The organism is Pseudomonas veronii (assembly GCF_002028325.1).
Classification (GTDB): domain Bacteria; phylum Pseudomonadota; class Gammaproteobacteria; order Pseudomonadales; family Pseudomonadaceae; genus Aquipseudomonas; species Aquipseudomonas veronii.
In genome coordinates, this window is record NZ_CP018420.1 from 6,004,884 (window position 1) to 6,019,999 (window position 15,116).

General features: G+C 61.0%; 14 protein-coding genes. 5 read left to right on the forward strand and 9 right to left on the reverse strand.

The genetic code is table 11. From position 1 onward, the window contains the following. Positions 1-10: 10 nt before the first annotated feature. On the reverse strand, positions 11-2,077 hold the full coding sequence (locus tag PverR02_RS27495) for a carbon starvation CstA family protein (RefSeq protein ID WP_017848270.1): 2,067 nt from the start codon (positions 2,075-2,077) through the stop codon (positions 11-13). Positions 2,078-2,253: 176 nt separating this feature from the next. Here PverR02_RS27495 and PverR02_RS27500 point away from each other — a divergent pair, with 176 nt between their 5' ends. After that, positions 2,254-2,622, forward strand: a complete 369-nt coding sequence (locus PverR02_RS27500; RefSeq protein WP_079444762.1) for a PilZ domain-containing protein — start codon at positions 2,254-2,256, stop codon at positions 2,620-2,622. A gap of 53 nt (positions 2,623-2,675) precedes the next feature. On the opposite strand, the gene radA is transcribed toward PverR02_RS27500, so the two are convergent. From radA to katB, 3 genes are all read right to left on the reverse strand, one after another. Then, positions 2,676-4,043 (reverse strand): DNA repair protein RadA, encoded by a 1,368-nt coding sequence (radA, locus tag PverR02_RS27505; protein ID WP_017848272.1) that lies wholly within the window; start codon positions 4,041-4,043, stop codon positions 2,676-2,678. 35 nt (positions 4,044-4,078) lie between these two features. Then, positions 4,079-4,627: an ankyrin repeat domain-containing protein gene (locus PverR02_RS27510; protein ID WP_046381982.1), complete on the reverse strand. Its 549-nt coding sequence runs from the start codon at positions 4,625-4,627 to the stop codon at positions 4,079-4,081. A 138-nt stretch (positions 4,628-4,765) separates the two neighbouring features. Then, complete coding sequence (gene katB / locus PverR02_RS27515) at positions 4,766-6,295, reverse strand: catalase KatB (protein WP_227778912.1); 1,530 nt, start codon at positions 6,293-6,295, stop codon at positions 4,766-4,768. A 299-nt stretch (positions 6,296-6,594) separates the two neighbouring features. On the opposite strand from katB, the gene mscL reads away from it, so the two are divergent. After that, positions 6,595-7,011, forward strand: coding sequence for a large-conductance mechanosensitive channel protein MscL (gene mscL / locus PverR02_RS27520; protein ID WP_017848275.1), 417 nt, complete (start codon positions 6,595-6,597; stop codon positions 7,009-7,011). Between the two features lie 45 nt (positions 7,012-7,056). On the opposite strand, the gene PverR02_RS27525 is transcribed toward mscL, so the two are convergent. Then, positions 7,057-7,833, reverse strand: a complete 777-nt coding sequence (locus tag PverR02_RS27525) for a ferredoxin--NADP reductase (RefSeq protein WP_079444764.1) — start codon at positions 7,831-7,833, stop codon at positions 7,057-7,059. 400 nt (positions 7,834-8,233) lie between these two features. Between PverR02_RS27525 and PverR02_RS27530 the strand changes: the two genes are divergently transcribed. Then, positions 8,234-8,944, forward strand: coding sequence for a helix-turn-helix transcriptional regulator (locus tag PverR02_RS27530; RefSeq protein ID WP_046381979.1), 711 nt, complete (start codon positions 8,234-8,236; stop codon positions 8,942-8,944). Between the two features lie 169 nt (positions 8,945-9,113). After that, complete coding sequence (locus PverR02_RS27535; protein ID WP_046381978.1) at positions 9,114-10,238, forward strand: methyltransferase; 1,125 nt, start codon at positions 9,114-9,116, stop codon at positions 10,236-10,238. A 69-nt stretch (positions 10,239-10,307) separates the two neighbouring features. Here the strand turns inward: PverR02_RS27535 and PverR02_RS27540 are convergent, their stop codons facing one another. Genes PverR02_RS27540 through PverR02_RS27550 form a run of 3 tightly spaced genes read right to left on the reverse strand, consistent with a single transcriptional unit; the run spans position 10,308 to position 12,936 of the window. Further along, the gene (locus tag PverR02_RS27540) at positions 10,308-10,475 is read right to left on the reverse strand and encodes a DUF2474 domain-containing protein (RefSeq protein ID WP_017848279.1); all 168 of its coding nucleotides are present in this window, start codon (positions 10,473-10,475) and stop codon (positions 10,308-10,310) included. A gap of 12 nt (positions 10,476-10,487) precedes the next feature. Then, positions 10,488-11,495 carry a cytochrome d ubiquinol oxidase subunit II gene (cydB, locus tag PverR02_RS27545; protein WP_046381977.1) on the reverse strand — a complete coding sequence of 336 codons (1,008 nt, stop codon included), beginning with the start codon at positions 11,493-11,495 and terminating at the stop codon, positions 10,488-10,490. 1 nt (position 11,496) lies between these two features. Continuing rightward, on the reverse strand, positions 11,497-12,936 hold the full coding sequence (locus PverR02_RS27550) for a cytochrome ubiquinol oxidase subunit I (protein WP_017848281.1): 1,440 nt from the start codon (positions 12,934-12,936) through the stop codon (positions 11,497-11,499). 317 nt (positions 12,937-13,253) lie between these two features. On the opposite strand from PverR02_RS27550, the gene PverR02_RS27555 reads away from it, so the two are divergent. Beyond that, positions 13,254-14,492, forward strand: a complete 1,239-nt coding sequence (locus tag PverR02_RS27555; protein ID WP_017848282.1) for an MFS transporter — start codon at positions 13,254-13,256, stop codon at positions 14,490-14,492. Positions 14,493-14,540: 48 nt separating this feature from the next. On the opposite strand, the gene PverR02_RS27560 is transcribed toward PverR02_RS27555, so the two are convergent. After that, complete coding sequence (locus PverR02_RS27560; protein WP_046482566.1) at positions 14,541-14,987, reverse strand: DUF4879 domain-containing protein; 447 nt, start codon at positions 14,985-14,987, stop codon at positions 14,541-14,543. Between the last annotated feature and the right edge of the window lie 129 nt (positions 14,988-15,116).

Sequence of the window (15,116 nt, forward strand, 5' to 3'; positions counted from 1 at the left end):
CAATCCTCGATCATGCGTCCGGTACGGCCTGGAACGGGGCTTCTTTATCCGTGCGCTCTTTGTTGCCCCAGGCGGCGACGCCGACTTTGAGCGCATAGAACAGGATACTGAAGACCACGAACAGGAACAGCGCCGTCAGCGTTGCGTTGGTGTAGGCGTTCCAGATCACATGCTGCATCTGGTCGATGCTCTTGGCCGGGGCGAGGATCTGGCCGTTGGCCAGCGCATCGCTGTACTTCTTCGCCAGCGACAGGAAGCCGATCGCCGGGTTGGCGTCGAACAGCTTGATGAAGCCCGCCGTGGTGGTGCAGATCAGCAGCCAGACGGCCGGCAGCATGGTCACCCAGATGTAGCGTTGGCGCTTCATTTTGATCAGCACGACGGTCGCCAGCATCAGCGCGATACCTGCCAGCATCTGGTTGGAGATACCGAACAGCGGCCACAAGGTGTTGATGCCGCCCAGCGGGTCGATCACGCCTTGATACAACAGGTAACCCCACATCGCCACACAACCGGCGGTCGCGATCAGGTTGGCCGTCCAGGACTCGGTGCGCTTGAGCGCCGGCACGAAGGAGCCCAGCAGGTCCTGCAGCATGAAGCGCCCGGCACGGGTACCGGCGTCGACGGCCGTCAGGATGAACAGCGCTTCGAACAGGATCGCAAAGTGGTACCAGAACGCCATGGTGTTTTCACCCGGCAGCACACTGTGCAGGATCTGCGCGATACCCACCGCGAGCGTCGGCGCACCGCCGGCACGAGCCAGCACGGTGGTTTCGCCGATGTCATGGGCAACGGCCGACAGCGCCTCAGGCGTAATCGCAAAGCCCCAGCTGCTGACGGTTTGAGCGACGGTGACCACGTCCGAGCCGACGATCGCCGCCGGGCTGTTCATGGCGAAGTACACACCCGGCTCGATCACCGAAGCGGCAACCATCGCCATGATGGCCACGAACGACTCCATCAACATGCCGCCATACCCGATGTACCGGGCGTGGCCTTCACTGGCCAGCAACTTCGGCGTGGTGCCTGAAGAGATCAGCGCGTGGAAGCCCGAGACCGCACCGCAGGCAATGGTGATGAACAGGAACGGGAACAGACCGCCCTTCCACACCGGGCCGGTGCCATCGATGAACTGGGTCAGCGCCGGCATTTTCAGGTCGGGCATGGTCACCAGGATACCGATGGCCAAGGCGACGATGGTGCCGATTTTGAGGAAGGTGGACAGGTAGTCACGCGGGGCCAGGATCAGCCACACCGGCAGTACCGCCGCGACGAAACCGTAGCCGATCAACATCCAGGTGATCTGGATGCCGGTGAAACTGAAGACCTTGGCCCAGACCGGGTCGGCGGCAATCTGCCCGCCCAGCCAGATCGAACCGAGCAACAACAGCACGCCGACGATCGAAATTTCACCGATGCGGCCCGGGCGGATGTAGCGCATGTAGATGCCCATGAACATCGCGATCGGGATGGTCGCCATCACCGTGAAGATGCCCCACGGGCTTTCGGCCAGGGCCTTGACCACGATCAGCGCCAGCACCGCGAGGATGATGATCATGATCAGGAAGCAGCCGAACAGCGCGATGGTCCCGGGAATGCGGCCCATCTCTTCGCGGACCATATCCCCCAGGGAACGGCCGTTACGACGGGTAGACAGGAACAGCACCATGAAGTCCTGCACCGCACCGGCCAGTACCACGCCGGCGATCAGCCACAGGGTTCCGGGCAGATAACCCATTTGCGCCGCCAGCACCGGGCCGACCAAGGGGCCTGCACCGGCAATCGCCGCAAAGTGGTGACCGAAAAGGATGTGTTTGTTGGTCGGTACGAAGTCCAGACCGTCGTTATTGACCACTGCGGGGGTGGCCCGTCGTGGATCGAGTTGCATCACGTTATTGGCGATGAACAGACTGTAGTAGCGATAGGCGACCAGATAGATCGCCACTGCTGCGACGACGATCCACAAGGCATTGATCGCCTCGCCGCGGCGTAAGGCCACTACGCCCAGAGCGCACGCACCTACTATGGCCAGTACCAGCCAGGGTAAGTGGCGTAGCAGGCTATTATTATTTTTCATTTTTTGTATTCCAGCCAGGGTGGACAGAAAGGACAACCAGCTCGAGTTTAGCGCTACTGGCCTTAAAGGCCAGCCCCCTACGTTGGTCTAGAGCCTTCCCATGGCAAAAAAAAGCAGAAATAAATCCTCAATAATGGCGTAGGGCTACAATCCCTTCATCCACAGAGGGTTTCACCATGACCGAGCATGCGTCTGATCGCCGTCGTTTTCGCCGGATCGCCTTTGATGCCAAGACCAAACTCCGGCAGAACGGTCGGGAATGGTCGGTGCAACTGGTGGACTTATCGCTGAAGGGCTTGTTGGTGCAGAAACCGACGCCCTGGCTCGGCATCGGTACTGAGTCGTTCGATGTGGATATCCACCTGGATGCCGATACCGATGTGCAGATGCGGGTCAGGCTGACCCATGACCAGAACGGTCACCTGGGGTTTGAATGCGAGCACATCAGTCTGGAATCGATCAGCCATTTGCGCCGCTTGATCGAGTTGAACCTGGGGGATCAGGCAGAACTGGAGCGGCAGTTGGGCGCGCTGCTGGAGCACTGACCACCGGTGCGAGGGGTTAGCGCCCTCCCACATGTGTACTGCGGTGTTGCGGGCTACTCGAAAAGTGCATCCAACGCCTGCTCCAGCCGCGTCACTGCAATCACCTGCAACCCCGGCGGCGCTTCCTTCGGCGCGTTGCCCTTGGGCACGATCGCACGCTTGAAGCCGTGTTTGGCCGCTTCCTTCAAACGCTCCTGACCGCTGGGCACCGGGCGCACCTCGCCCGACAGGCCAACTTCGCCGAACACCAGCAGGTCGTGGGGCAGCGGCCGGTTGCGCAGGCTGGACATCACCGCCGCCATCAACGCCAGGTCGGACGCGGTCTCCAGCACCTTGACCCCGCCCACCACGTTAAGGAACACGTCCTGGTCATGGGTCGGGATGCCGCCGTGCCGGTGGAGTACCGCGAGCAGCATCGCCAGGCGGTTCTGGTCCAGGCCCAGGGTCACTCGACGCGGGTTGGCCAAATGGCTGTCGTCCACCAGCGCCTGGACTTCCACCAGCATCGGGCGGGTGCCTTCCCACGTTGCCATCACCACACTACCGGGGACTTCTTCCTGGGCACGGGTCAGAAAAATCGCCGAGGGGTTGGAGACTTCTTTCAGCCCGCGGTCGGTCATGGCGAATACGCCCAGCTCGTTCACCGCACCGAAGCGGTTCTTCACCGCGCGCAGCAAACGCAAACGGCCATCGGACTCGCCTTCGAAATACAGCACGGTGTCGACCATGTGCTCCAACACCCGTGGCCCGGCCAGCGCGCCTTCCTTGGTCACGTGACCGACCAGGAAAATCGCCGTGCCGCTCTGCTTGGCATAGCGCACCAGCAGCGCCGCGCTCTCACGCACCTGGGACACGCCGCCCGGAGCCGATTGCAGTTGTTCGGTGAAAATCGTCTGGATCGAGTCGATCACCATGACCTTGGGTTTTTCGATCCGCGCAGTGGCGATGATGCTTTCGATGCAGGTTTCGGTCATCACCCGCAGTTGGTCCTGGGGCAAGCCCAGGCGGCGTGCGCGCATGGCCACTTGTTGCTGGGATTCTTCGCCGGTGACGTACAACGCCGGCATGCGGCTGGCGATGCTGCACAGGGTTTGCAACAGGATGGTCGACTTGCCGATACCGGGGTCGCCGCCGATCAGCACCACCGAACCGTCCACCAGGCCACCGCCCAGCACGCGGTCGAGCTCACCGGACGCGGTGGAGAAACGCGGGACTTCCTCGACGCTGACTTCGGCCAGGGTCTTGATCTGCGCCTGTTGCCCGGTCCAGCCGGCACGGCCGCTGGGGGCCGCGGCGCCGCCGCTTTCGATCATGGTTTCGGTGAGGGTGTTCCAAGCCCCGCACTCGGTACACTGGCCGGCCCACTTGGGAAAGGTCGCGCCGCACTCGGTGCAGCCGTACATGCGCTTGGCCTTTGCCATTTGAGAACCTCCAACCGAAAAACCGCGATGATAGCTCAGCGCGGCGCCGGGGTCCGGATTTCACCGCTGGCCAATCGTGAAGCACTGTTGCCGATCGGGTCTTCGGCATTCAGGTCGGCGCCTTTGGCCTTCAATTCGTCGAGCAGTTCGAGACGCTTGAACAGCCCGGCGTACATGGCGGCGGTCTGCCCGGCGCCGTTGCGCTGGTCGGGGTTGCAGTCGGTGGCCAGCAGGCGCTGGGCAATCTTCAGCTCGCCCTTGAAAATCGCGCCCATCAACGCGGTGTTGCCGCGCTTGTCCTGCACACAGGCATCGGCGCCGGCGGCGAGCAGACGCTCAACGTAGGCGCTTTCGCCGTGGTAGGCGGCGAGGATCAGTGCGGTGTAGCCCTTGTCGTCCTGGGTATTGAGGGGGAAGCCGGCGTCGATGAAGGTATCGAGCATGGGCAGGTCGCCGCGACGTGCGGCATCGAAATAGTAGCCTTGCAATTGCGCCTTGAGCGCCGCTGCGTCATTGGGCGCAGGCTGCCCGGCAACCCCGCTCAGCGACCAGCAGGCCAGCAGCGCGCCGATGAAGGTACGCATTGATTCAACTCCTCTACAAAACCCTTGTAGGAGCGAGCTTGCTCGCGAAAAACGTCAACGATGACGCGTGCATCCTGGATGCACGCGTTGCCTGGCAGATCTTCGCGAGCAAGCTCGCTCCTACAGGGGGGGGTGGGGTTAGTCGGTGAGTTTTTGTGCCAGCGCTTTCACGCGGGCCAGGTCACCTTTGGCGACCTTGGTCACGCCGGCGCCGTATTCCGGGTCGGCTTTATAGAGGAAGGACAGGATGATGTGCTTGCTCTCGTCGTCGGTGGTGGCCAGGGAGCCGCCGAAGTTGTCGATCAAGTCCTGACGTTCTTTCTTGCTGTAGGAGCGATACAGATCACCGGCCTGCTTGAAGTTCTGCTCACGCTGGATCTTCGCCTGCTGGGTACTGCCCGCCAGCGGCGACTGGCTGTAGCGCGCGGTTTGCGGCTCTTCCCGTGGCAGCAGGCGGCTTGGCTGGTAGTTCACGCCGGTGCTGGTCTTGCCGGAATTCATCGCGCCGTCCTGGTTGCCGTTGTTGACGGTGACCCGTGGCGCGTTGATCGGCAGTTGCAGGGCGTTGGCGCCCAGGCGGTACATCTGCGTGTCGGCATAGGAGAACACCCGGCCTTGCAGCAGGCGGTCTTCCGACGGCTCGATACCCGGCACCAGATTGGCCGGGGCCATGGCCACTTGCTCGGTTTCCTGGAAGACATTGGCCGGGTTGCGGTTCAACACCATCTGCCCGACTTTGCGCTCGGGTATGCCGGGCCAGATCTTGGTGGCGTCCAGCGGGTCGAAATCGAACTTGGCCAGTTCCTCAGGTTTGAGCACCTGCACGTACAAGTCCCACTTGGGGAAGTCGCCCTTGTTGATATGGGTGACCAAGTCATTCGTCATATGACTGTAGTCGCGGCCCTGTACGTCGGTGACTTGCTTGGGATCAAGATTCTTGATGCCTTGCAGGCTCTTCCAGTGGAACTTGACGTAATGCACTTCGCCCTTGGCGTTGATCAACTTGTAGGCATGTACGCCGTTGCCGTCCATTTCGCGGTAACTGGCCGGCGTGCCGGAGTCGGAGTACAGCTCGGTCAGGGTGCGGGTGGCTTCGGGAACATGGGAGAAGAAGTCGAAACGACGCGAGTCATCATCCAGGTTAGTGCGCGGGTCGGGTTTGAAGGCGTGGACCATGTCCGGGAACTTGATGGCGTCTCGGATAAAGAACGTCGGGAAGTTGTTGCCGACCAAGTCCCAGTTGCCGTCGGCGGTGTAGAACTTGGTGGCGAAGCCGCGAGGGTCGCGCAGGGTTTCCGGGGAGTGATTGCCGTGTACCACCGCCGAGAACCGCACGAATACCGGGGTTGCCTCACCGGCGGCGAAAACTTTGGCCTTGGTCAGGTCGCTGAGGTTATCGGTGACGGTAAACGTGCCGTGAGCGCCGGTACCACGGGCATGTACCACGCGCTCGGGGATGCGTTCGCGGTCGAAGCGTTGCAGCTTCTGAATCAGTTGCACATCTTGCAGCAGCACCGGGCCGTTGGCGCCCGCGGTTTGCGAGTTCTGGTTGTCGCCGACGGCGGCACCATTGTCGCGGGTCAGATTGGCAGCTTGCACAGACAGGGAAAGCAGGCTGACGGCTGCCAGCACCAGCGCATGTCGCGCCAGAACGGGCGCGCGGCTCATTGGGTTGTTCATCGGGGTTTCCTCTGGTTTTTTTAATGCACATTCAGTTGTGCTTGCCAGAGGCTAGTGACCCGCGAGTCAGAAGATAAATAGAAAAACCCCACCGGGTCGATTGAGAAAATAATCTGGTAACTCACTGAAATCGCGGGTATTTCGCGCGCGATTGATGGCACTTTGCAAACTATTTGCGATTTAATGTGTCGATAAAAACCGACAGTGTTAACAGTTGTGTCAGGCAAGCCCGCTACGACTGACTTACACTGACTTCCACCCTTCTCATCTGTAACAAGGAATAACCTATGGGCGTGATCAGTGAGTTCAAGGCCTTCGCGGTCAAAGGTAATGTGGTCGACATGGCCGTCGGGATTATCATCGGCGCCGCCTTCGGCAAAATTGTTTCCTCGTTTGTAGGCGACGTGGTGATGCCACCGATCGGTCTGTTGATCGGCGGTGTGGACTTCGCTGATCTGGCGGTGACGCTCAAGGCTGCGCAGGGCGATGTCCCGGCGGTCGTGCTGGCCTACGGCAAGTTCATCCAGAGCGTGATCGACTTCCTGATCGTCGCGTTTGCGATCTTCATGGGTGTGAAGGCCATCAACCGCCTGAAACGCGAAGAAGCCGTGGCCCCCAGCCTGCCGCCGACGCCGAGCAAGGAAGAAGTGTTGCTGGGTGAGATCCGCGATCTGCTCAAGGCACAGAACGACAAACCGCAATAAGCCGTATCGGTTTGAACGAAGGCGCCTCCAGGGGCGCCTTTTTTGTTACCAGTAGTTCTCCACCGCCACCTGGCCGGGGCGCCGGGACAGGCTCAATTGCATATCGCGTTGTTTGAGCAACTGACGGGTGTCGTCGATCATCTGCGGGTTGCCGCAAATCATCACGCGCGAATGCTCTGGGGTCAGCGCGACGCCGGCTGCGCGCTCCAGCTCGCCATTCGCGATCAGGGTGGTAATGCGCCCGTGCAGGGCGCCGGGGTGCTGCTCGCGGGTGACCAGCGGCAGATAGGTCAGCTTGTGGGCGTACTCGGCCAGGTACTCACGCTGCGCCAGTCCCTGGATCAGCGACTGATAGGCCAGCTCCCTGGCTTCCCGGGCGCTGTACACGAGGATGATGTGCTCGAATTTTTCCCAGACCTCGAAGTCCTGCAGGATCGACAGGAACGGCGCCACTCCGGTGCCGGTGCCCAGCAACCATAAGTCACGACCGTCGACAAACCGGTTCAGGGTCAGGAAGCCTGTGGCCTGACGCTCGACCATCAACGTATCGCCGACGCGCAGACGGCTCAGCTCGCTGGTGAACTCGCCACCGGGCACCACGATCGAGAAAAAATCCAGGTACTCATCAAACGGCGACGACACCACGGAGTACGCGCGCCATACCGTGCTGCCATCGGCCTTGGTCACCCCCAGGCGCACGAACTGGCCGGCGGTGAACCGAAAGCCCGGGTCACGGGTGGTGCGCAGGGTGAAGAGGCTGGGGGTCAGCGATTGCACGTCGAGCAGGGTCTGGCGGGTAAATTTCTCAGCACTGGCCGTCATGGGGAGCTCCGTTCTACAGGTGCCCTAGTGTCCCTCAAAGTCACGTGCGGAAACACCCGCAGTCGGTAGTGGCATTGTGAATAGAGCAAAAAAACCACAAGTTGATGGCTATTTAATTGCACTACTAAACATTTGGCTATTAGTCCAAGACACATCACAACATCGCCCCATAGTGCGATTGTCAGTGACGCACTACAGACGCTAAAACCCACTAAAAAAGGGCAAAACTTCGCAAAAAGTTGCGGACGAAAGTTGCACACCTGCTTAAAGAGTCTTAGAACACGACGAACAAGAACGAAAATTTCCGCTGCAAGTGTAGTCCATGTCCTACACTAATTTGCGTGCAACATTGGGGGCCAGGACGTACCCAAGTCACAAAGAACTCCATGGAGATTTTCCGATGGTCAACTGGCGCAATACACGACTCCCTAAACTGGAAGGCGAGGACAAGATCACCAGTGTATTTGAAATGGTCATCAACAAAACCTACGAGCTTGGCTTCCAATTCTGTTCCTTCACGATGAGTTCACAGCGACCCACACATCCATGCAAACCGATTTGCCTCAACAACTACCCAAATGAATGGAACTCCCTGTACGACCAGGCCCACTTTTTCGACGTAGACCCGGTTGTCACCCACTGCAAACGTTGCGTACTACCGATTGTCTGGGAGGAAAAAGTGTTCGGCGCCGCGCCGAATTTGTGGGAACTGGCCCGGTCCTCTGGCGTGCATCTTGGATGGACCCAGGCGGTCCACGATTTCCAGGGCGTGTTCAGCATGCTGACTCTGGGACGCAGCAAGGGCGAGGTCAGCCCGGAAGAGCTGTACGAAAAGGCCGGCCAGGTATTGTGGCTCTGTCATGCGATGCATGCGGTGGTCGCACAGAAATATGCCGACAAGCCCAACGCGCCTTCGGCCTGCAAATTGACACCACGGGAGACAGAAATCCTCAAATGGTCAGCCCTGGGCAAAACGGCTGCCGATATCGCCGCCATACTGTGCCTGTCGGAACGCACCATTGGTTTTCATCTCAAAAGCATCTTCACTAAAATGGGCGTCAATAACAAAATTGCTGCGGTGCTCTGTGCCTCGAAAGCAGGCTTGTTTTAACCCGCTTTGAAACACCGCATGTAATCACTCCAAAAAAAAAGTAACATTTACGGCCAACTCTGAGTGTTGACGCAGCCCCTCGGTGCCGCCTCGCAGTTCACTCAGACGGTTCCGCCGGCCGCCACAGCGCCTGTCGAACACCCATCGATTACCCAGAGCCTCCCCCGCCATGCCCCTGCTCGAAAGCCCGTTCGCCCAGCTCGATCTGATCCGCCAACCCGAGCAGCACAATGATCCGCTGCAGGCCTTCGACGCCGCCGACGAGTATCTGCTCAGCTACCTGGCCGAACAGCAACCGAACGCCGCAACTCGCGTGCTGGTGCTTAACGATAGCTTTGGCGCATTGGCCGCCAGCCTTGAGGGCCATGTGCAGGTGACATCCAGCGGCGACTCGTTTCTCGCCGCCCAAGGCCTGGAAAAAAACCTGCTGCGCAACGGCAAGGCGTTCGATGCGGTGTCGTTCATCCCCGCCAGCCAAGTGCCTGTCGGGCCATTCGACCGGGTGCTGATCCGCGTACCGAAAACCCTGGCGCTGCTCGAAGAACAGTTGATCCGCCTGCAGGGCCAACTGGCGCCGGACGCTGAAGTTATCGCCGCAGCGATGGTCAAGCATCTGCCACGGGCCGCCGGTGAATTGCTGGAGCAGTACATCGGGCCGATGCACGCGTCCCTCGCGCTCAAAAAGGCGCGGCTGTTGATCGCCACCGTTGGGGAGCGCCCGGCCGCCGTCTCGCCCTACCCCACCCGTTATGCCTTGGACACACCGGCCATCGCCCTGCTCAACCACGCCAACGTGTTCTGCCGCGAAAGCCTGGACATCGGCACCCGCGCCTTCCTGCCACACTTGCCCACGGGCCTTGGCAGTGCGCGAGTCGCCGACCTGGGTTGCGGCAATGGCGTACTGGCGATTGCCAGCGCCCTGCAGAACCCGGACGCGCATTACACCTTGGTGGACGAGTCCTACATGGCCGTGCAATCGGCCGCCGAGAACTGGCAAGCGGCCCTGGGTGATCGCGAGGTCATCGTCCGCGCCGACGATGGCCTGGCCGGGCAGGCACCGCAATCGTTGGATGTGGTGCTGTGCAATCCACCGTTCCACCAGCAACAGGTGGTCGGCGACTTCCTCGCCTGGCGCATGTTCCAGCAGGCGCGCGAAGCGTTGGTGGTCGGCGGCGCCCTTTATATAGTCGGCAACCGTCACCTGGGTTATCACAGCAAGTTGGCGCGGCTGTTCCGGGGCGTCGAGCAAGTGGCCGCCACGCCCAAATTCGTCATTCTCAAAGCGCGCAAATAAAAAAAGACCCCGCCCCTCCAAAGAGGGGCAGGGTCAAAAAACCGTGCCGCAAGGCAACGGGATGGGATGTCAGTGCGTGGTCAGGCCGGCCGCGCTCATGAACAGGCGCATCAGGCTGGCCACGATGAACAGGGCCAGCACGCTGCCGCTCCAGATCATCGCCAACCAACCAAGGCGCCGCCACAGCGGTTGCTTCTCAGCCTGTTCAATCTCGTGCAACGAAGGTTTGCCGGACATGAAACGACCCTCCTAGTGATAACCGTCTTCATGGGTGACCTTGCCGCGGAACACGTAGTAGCTCCAGAAGGTGTAGCCCAGGATGAACGGGATGATGAACAACGTGCCCACCAGCATGAAGCCCTGGCTTTGCGGCGGCGCGGCAGCGTCCCAGATCGATACCGACGGCGGGATGATGTTCGGCCACAGGCTGATCCCCAGGCCGCTGTAGCCGAGGAAGATCAGCACCAGCGTCAGCAGAAACGGCGTGTAGTGCGCGTTGCGCGCCACGGCACGGATCAGCCCGTACATGGTCACCAGCACCAGGATCGGCACCGGCAGGAACCAGAACAGGTTCGGCAGGGTGAACCAGCGCGAGGCGATTTCCGGGTGCGACAGCGGCGTCCAGATACTCACGATACCGATCACCGCCAGCACCACGAAGGCCAATGGCCGCGCCAGGTCGTGCATCTGCTCCTGCAACTTGCCTTCGGTCTTCATGATCAGCCAGGTGCAACCGAGCAACGCGTAGGCCACGATCAGCGCCACGCCGCAGAACATCGTGAACGGCGTCGCCCAATCCAGTGAGCCACCGGCAAACTGGCGATCGACCACCGGGATGCCGTCGATGAACGCACCCAACGCGACGCCCTGGAAGAACGTGGCCGCCAGCGACCCGCCGATGAACGCCTTGTCCCACAGGTGACGCTTGTGGTCCTTGGCCTTGAAGCGGAACTCAAAGGCCACGCCGCGAAAGATCAGCCCGATCAGCATCAGCATCAGCGGCAGGTACAACGCCGACAGCACCACCGAATAGGCCAGCGGGAACGCGCCGAACAATGCCGCGCCGCCCAGTACCAGCCAGGTTTCGTTACCGTCCCAGACCGGGGCGACGGTGTTCATCATCACGTCACGGTCGGTCTTGCCGGGGATGAACGGAAAGAGGATGCCGATGCCCAGGTCGAAACCGTCCATGACCACGTACATCATGATGCCGAAGATGATGATCACGGCCCAGATCAGCGGAAGATCAATACCCATCTCAATGCCCCTTATGCTGGAGGTCGACGTGATCGTCATCGCTGCCGTCATCGGCCGCCGACAACGGCCGCGCCGGTGTGCGTTTCTGGCCTGGGCCACCGTGGGTTGGCTCGATGCCGTCGTGGGCCACCGGGCCTTTGCGCACCAGGCGCATCATGTAGCCCAAACCGGCGCCGAACAGCGCGAAGTACACCACCACGAACAGCACCAGGGTGATGCTCATCTGCGCCAGGCTATGCCCGGAGGACGCATCCGCAGTCCGCATCAGCCCGTAGACCACCCACGGCTGGCGGCCGATCTCGGTGGTGAACCAACCGGCGAGAATCGCGATCAAGCCGGATGGGCCCATCCACAACGCCAGGTACAGGAACGGCCGGGACGTATACATCTTGCCGCCCCGACGCAGCCAAAGGCTGAACAGGCCGGTGAAGATCATCAGGAAACCCAGGCCGACCATGACCCGGAACGACCAGAACACGATGGTCGAGTTGGGGCGGTCCTCAGGCGGGAACTCCTTGAGCGCCGGTACCTGTTTGTCCAGGGAGTGGGTCAGGATCAGGCTGCCGAGGTAGGGGATTTCCACCGCGTACTTGGTTTTTTCCGCCTTCATATCGGGCCAGCCGAACAGGATCAGCGGCGTCGGCTCGTTGCCGATGTTTTCCCAGTGGCCTTCGATCGCGGCGATTTTCGCCGGTTGGTGCTGCAGGGTGTTGAGGCCGTGGAAGTCACCGATCACTGCTTGGATAGGCGCGACGATCAGCGCCATCCACATGGCCATCGACAGCATCTTGCGGATCGCCGGGTTGTCCTTGCCGCGCAGCAAATGCCAGGCCGCCGAAGAACCGACGAAGAACGCCGTCGCCACAAACGCCGCCGTGGCCATGTGCATCAGGCGGTAGGGGAACGAGGGGTTGAAGATCACGGCCAGCCAGTCCGTAGGGATCACGCGGCCGTCAATGATTTCAAAGCCCTGGGGAGTCTGCATCCAGCTGTTGGAAGCGAGAATCCAGAAGGTCGAAATCAGCGTGCCGACGGCCACCATCACGGTCGCGAAGAAGTGCAGCTTGCGCCCCACCTTGTTCCAGCCGAACAGCATCACGCCGAGGAAACCGGCCTCGAGGAAGAAGGCCGTGAGTACTTCATACGTCAGCAGCGGCCCGGTGACGGAGCCGGCGAAGTCCGAGAAGCGGCTCCAGTTGGTGCCGAACTGGTACGCCATGACCAAGCCAGAGACCACACCCATGCCGAAGTTGACGGCAAAGACCTTCGACCAGAAATGGTAGAGGTCACGGTAGGTATCGTTATGGGTCTTGAGCCACAAGCCTTCCAGCACCGCAAGGTAACTCGCAAGGCCGATGGTGATCGCCGGGAACAGGATGTGGAACGAGATAGTAAACGCGAACTGAATTCGGGCGAGATCTAGCGCCTCCAAACCGAACATAAGTCTTCCTCTGTCAGGTAATACCGAATGCTGGCTGGAGGCCGCATCCACTGCCCCCACGGATATGGAGTGTGGCGAATTTCAATTCGTTTCTTTTTTTACCAACCACGTAGGGAGTCAGGCCTTGCGGCCGCCAGAACAAATCCTGAAATAGCTTTGATCTGGATCAATCACAGTCAAAAGAGTAGTCCCATTTTGGTAATTGGCTTGTGTGGTCTTTTGCCGCGTGACAGCTTGCCTCAGCGCAGTTTCTGCAACTGTTTGTTACAGCTTGATGCTAATCTCGGGTTTCCCTACCGCGCTGGCCCGAACTCCCGATGCCCAATGAACCCGCGTTGCTGTTGCGTCACCACCGCCCTTTCATCGCGTTCTGGCTGGCGCGGATCTTCACCGCCAGCGGCTTCCAAATGCTCACCGTGGCCATCGGCTGGAACCTCTATCAACTGACCGGCAACGTGCTGGACCTGGGCCTGGTCGGCCTGGTGGAATTCGTTCCCCGCGTGCTGTTCATGCTGCACACCGGGCATGTGGCCGACCGCTATGATCGGCGCAAGGTGGCGGCTATCTGTCAGACCGTGCAGGCGCTGATTGCCGTGTCCCTGGCCATTGGCGGCCTGACCGGCAATGTGACCCGCGAGATGATCTTTATCCTCGCCTTCCTGCTCGGCGCCGCGCGCTCCTTTGAAATGCCCACCACCCAAGCGCTGCTCCCGAGCATCGTGCCCAGCACGCTGTTCCCGCGCGCCGTGGCCTCGTCGCAATCGGCCCAGCAACTGGCAACCATCGTCGCCCCGGCCCTCGGCGGTTTGCTCTATGCGTTCGGCAGCGTGTGGGTGTATGGCCCGACCGTGGTGCTGTACCTCATTGCCTGCACGCTGACCCTCAACCTGCCCGCGCGCCAGACGCCGCTGAACAAGGCCAAGGCCACGATGGACTCGCTGCTGGCCGGGATTCGCTTTATCCGCAGCCGCCCGGACATCCTCGGGGCGATTTCCCTCGACCTGTTCGCCGTGCTGCTCGGCGGTGCCACCGCGTTGCTGCCGGTGTTCGCCAAGGACATCCTGCTGACCGGCGCCTGGGGCCTGGGCCTGCTGCGTTCGGCACCGGCGGTGGGCGCGCTGTTGATGTCGTTGTGGCTGGCGCGCTTCTCGGTCGACCGACACGTGGGCCGTGTGATGTTTACCGCCGTCGGGGTGTTCGGGGTGGCGACCATCGCTTTCGGCCTGTCCACCTCGTTCTGGTTTTCCCTGGCGGTGCTGGTGGTGCTGGGCGCGGCCGACATGATCAGCATGGTGATCCGCGCATCCTTCGTGCAATTGGAAACCCCGGACGACATGCGCGGGCGGGTCAGTGCGGTCAACGGCCTGTTTATCGGCGCGTCGAATCAACTGGGCGAGTTCGAATCCGGGATCACCGCCCACTGGTTCGGCACCGTGCCCGCCGTGGTCATGGGCGGGATCGGCACGTTGGTGGTGACCGGGACGTGGATCAAACTGTTCCCGACCCTGGCTCACCGCGACCGCATGCATGTGCCGCTGGACGAAGCCAAGGGCTGAACCTCACCACCAGCCGGTGCGGATATCCGTGACGTTCAGGGCCATTGATCAGCGGATATTGAGCTGGGTATTCAAGGTATTTCGCGGCGCGTTGATCGACGTGTTGCTGTATTCGAACCAGCCTTGGGCTTCGACGTTCAGGTCGAACACATAGATGTAGCCCATCAACGTGCCCGCGCCATTGCAGGCCTGGCTGACGTTGCCGACCTGGCACACCGCAGTGCGTTGCCCGTTGAGTACTGCGCCATTGAAGCGACCCATCGGGTTGTTGCCCAGGCCAACCTCCATCACCGACACCTGGGTGGGCCCACGGTGCGTACACATCTGTGTGCTCTGGGAGCGCTCCGGAATCGTTTCCACACACCCGGCCGACTCGACCTTGAACACCCGCACCTCGCTCAAGGCCGGTGCAGTCGCGCCCCACGCCGGTGCCGCGCCTAACCACGCGCTGATACAAGCGATCAGAGCTAGACTCCACCGGTTGGCTTTTTTCATGCTGTCGATGACCCTGAATTAAACATCGGCGCAGTATGCCTCAAGGCCATGATTCACAGCCATGCGCCACAAAGCCAAGCCCGTGCGCCACACGGCCTCGGCTGCTGGTATGATGCGCCGCTTTTTCCG